Origin of the sequence: Pseudomonas sp. R62 (genome assembly GCF_000257605.1) — a bacterium.
Lineage (GTDB): Bacteria > Pseudomonadota > Gammaproteobacteria > Pseudomonadales > Pseudomonadaceae > Aquipseudomonas > Aquipseudomonas atacamensis.
The window spans coordinates 756,999-759,976 of sequence record NZ_JH635998.1; the positions used below are offsets into that span (position 1 = coordinate 756,999).

At 60.1% G+C, this 2,978-nt stretch carries 4 protein-coding genes; 3 read left to right on the forward strand and 1 reads right to left on the reverse strand.

Annotated features, from left to right (window positions below; translation table 11 throughout):
* The first annotated feature begins 146 nt into the window (after nt 1–146).
* Nucleotides 147–632, forward strand: a complete 486-nt coding sequence (locus OQK_RS04865; RefSeq protein ID WP_016771377.1) for an LEA type 2 family protein — start codon at nt 147–149, stop codon at nt 630–632.
* A 5-nt stretch (nt 633–637) separates the two neighbouring features.
* Nucleotides 638–841 carry an SEC-C metal-binding domain-containing protein gene (locus OQK_RS04870; protein ID WP_003198420.1) on the forward strand — a complete coding sequence of 68 codons (204 nt, stop codon included), beginning with the start codon at nt 638–640 and terminating at the stop codon, nt 839–841.
* A gap of 201 nt (nt 842–1,042) precedes the next feature.
* On the opposite strand, the gene OQK_RS04875 is transcribed toward OQK_RS04870, so the two are convergent.
* Nucleotides 1,043–1,600, reverse strand: coding sequence for a cysteine hydrolase family protein (locus OQK_RS04875; protein ID WP_016771378.1), 558 nt, complete (start codon nt 1,598–1,600; stop codon nt 1,043–1,045).
* Nucleotides 1,601–1,801: 201 nt separating this feature from the next.
* Between OQK_RS04875 and OQK_RS04880 the strand changes: the two genes are divergently transcribed.
* Nucleotides 1,802–2,978: penicillin acylase family protein (locus OQK_RS04880; RefSeq protein WP_016771379.1), on the forward strand; the 1,177-nt coding region annotated here is incomplete at its 3' end.

Below are 2,978 nucleotides of genomic sequence, written 5' to 3' on the forward strand. Positions count from 1 at the left end.
AAGTGTTGTTCGGGTTATTTCGGCGCTTGAGCTGAAGATCAAAAGATCGTCCGATCGCGGCCCGAGCCTTCGGCCGCTCCTACACGGGATTAGCCGAAGGCTGAAATCTTTTAAGGTCTAGACTGGGCACAAAGGGAGTCAATTTCATGCTCGGTCGTCGGCGCACACTACATTTTCTGCTGTTGATGCTGATCGTAAACCTCGGCGGCTGTGCCTCGTGGTTCAGCGACGAAAGCGTCGAGCCCGCCGTGCATCTGGTGAAAGTCGAGGTGGTGCGGGCCAAACTGCTCGAGCAAAAATTCATCCTGCACTTTCGCGTCGACAATCCCAACGACAACAACCTGACCGTGCGTGGCCTCGAATACCGGATTCACCTGGCCGACATGCTGCTCACCGAAGGCGAGCATGAGCACTGGTTTACCGTGGGGCCGAAGCGCAGCGCTTACTTCAAAGTGCCGATCCGCACCAACCTGTGGCCGAAGGTCAAACAGGTGGTGAAACTGCTGATAAATCCGAACCAGCAGATTCCCTATCGATTGCAGGGCGAAATGGAAACCGGTTTATTCATCGCCCACTACGTGCACCTTGAGCGCAATGGCGTGATAATCCCCGCCGATCTAACTCCGGAGTGACCTCGATGACCCAGCAACCCCATGTCCATGGCCCTGACTGCAACCACGATCATGACCACCATCATGATCACGACCATGGCCATGTCCACGGCCCGAACTGCGGCCACGCCCACCAGGAACCGGTGCGCAACGCCCTGAAAGACGTCGGCCGCAACGACCCTTGCCCATGCGGCAACGGCAAGAAATTCAAGAAGTGCCACGGCGCTTGATGTCACTGGCGAAGGTCTTCTTCGCCTGACACATCGCTTTCGCGAGCAGGCTCGCTCCCACAGTTGATCTGCACTCAACACATTTTTGTGAACCTGCGCAGCCCCTGTGGGAGCTGGCTTGCCAGCGATAGGGCGGCACATCCCTGCATTGATGTCGCCTGATTCACCGCAATCGCTGGCAAGCCAGCTCCCACAGGTCTATCAGTTGGCTGTCAGAATCAGGGCAGCACTGACCACCGTCGCATACTCCCCATGCAGATTGCCCAGCGACATCCCGTGCACCTCTTCAGCGGTACGCGGTGTGCCGAAATAATCGGCCTTGTCGAAGGTAAAACATGCATCCTCTGCCACCCATGTGTCGAACCCCAGGTTGCCCGCAGTGCGCGCCGTCGACTCAACCGAGTTATTGGTCGCCACACCAACGATGATCAGTTGCCCGATGCCAGCCTCACGCAACTGCGCCTCCAGCCCACTGGCACAAAACGCATCCGGTACCTGTTTCTGAATCAGCCATTCACCGTCCTGCGGCATAAAGCGCGGCTGGAACTCCACCCCCTCCTGCTCCGGCCAGAACACCGAATCAGGTGAGCGCGACAAGTGCTGCACGTGAATCACCGGGCGCCCGCCGCGCCGCCACAGCGCCAATAATTCAAGCATTCGCTCTTCGGCCTGAGGATTATTCCGCCGCCCCAGACGCGGATGCAGGATGCCTTTCTGCTGGTCGATGATGATCAGCGCAGTGTTGCTCTGAAGCTCCATAGCGATCTTTCTCCTGACAGGGCACGGGACTTGTTCCGTAGTTCAACATCAGCGCTTTCCCACAAGCAACTGTCACGCCTCTGACCGATCAGCCGACAACTGCATAAATAACCACTCGCCCCGCTTGCGCGGCCCTCGCGCCGTCACTAACGTAGCGGCTTTATTGCGCCCCCAGCCTTATACCCCCGCAGGAGCTTCGCCATGGCCTCGCCAGCCCTTTCACATTTTCTTCCCCGGTTCGGCGTTGCCGCAGCAGTGGCCGGTGTTCTCGGCCTGTCCGGTTGCCAGACCTGGAACGCCCAGGACAGCCTGCCACCGACCTCCGGCGTGCAACCGCTCAAGGGCCTGGCGCAGAACGTTTCGGTGCGGCGCAATGCGATGGGCATGCCGCTGATCGAAAGCAACAGCTTCCATGACGCGCTGTTCAGTCTCGGTTACGTCCACGCCAGCGACCGTATCAACCAGATGGTCATCCTGCGCCTGTTGGCCCAGGGCCGGCTGGCGGAAATGTCCGGCGCGTCGATGCTCGATGCCGACCGTTACATGCGCGCGGTCAATCTGAAGAAGAGCGCTGGCGAGCTGTACAAGGCCTCGTCGCCACGGCTCAAGCGCTTCTTCGAGGTGTATGCACGGGGCGTCAACGCCTACCTGTTCCGCTACGCCGACAAGTTGCCGGGCGACCTCGCCGCCAGCGGTTACAAGCCCGAATACTGGAAACCGGAAGATTCGGCGCTGATTTTTGCCCTGCTGAATTTCAGCCAGTCGGCCAACCTGCCGGAGGAAATCCAGTCGCTGGTGCTCGCGCAAACCGTGACCACTGACAAACTCGCCTGGCTGAGCCCGTCGGCGCCTGATGAAAACCTGCCAGTGGCTGAAGCCGACAAACTGCAAGGCCTCAAGCTCAACGGGCAGATTCCGGGGCTGACGGAACTGAGCAGCGCCAGCCAGCAACTGTCGGCGCTGAACCTGCTCGCCACGCCGACTGCGAACAACTGGGCAATCGCCCCGCAACGCAGCCGTAGCGGCAAAAGCCTGCTGGCCAGCGATGCGCACGGGCCGCTGGCCGCGCCGTCGTTGTGGAGTTTCGTGCAGATACGTGCGCCGAAATATCAGGCGGCCGGCGTCACGGTTGCCGGTCTGCCGATGGTGCTCGGCGGCTTCAACGGCAAAGTGGCGTGGAGCATGACCAGCGTGCTCGGCGATAACCAGGACCTGTTCCTCGAGAAAATCCGCCGTCAGGGCAGCAGCCTCACTTATGAAGTCAACGGCAAATGGCAGCCGCTGGGTGTGCGCAACGAAACCTATTTCGTCAAAGGCCAGCGGCCGATTCGCGAAGCCGTTTACGAAACCCGCCACGGCGCGCTGCTCAACAGTGCCC

Bases quoted from the DNA above. Each gene is read 5' to 3' on its own strand.
- OQK_RS04865 (WP_016771377.1), top strand. From the start codon at position 147: ATGCTCGGTCGTCGGCGCACACTACATTTTCTGCTGTTGATGCTGATC.
- OQK_RS04870 (WP_003198420.1), top strand. From the start codon at position 638: ATGACCCAGCAACCCCATGTCCATGGCCCTGACTGCAACCACGATCAT.
- OQK_RS04875 (WP_016771378.1), bottom strand. From the start codon at position 1,600: ATGGAGCTTCAGAGCAACACTGCGCTGATCATCATCGACCAGCAGAAA.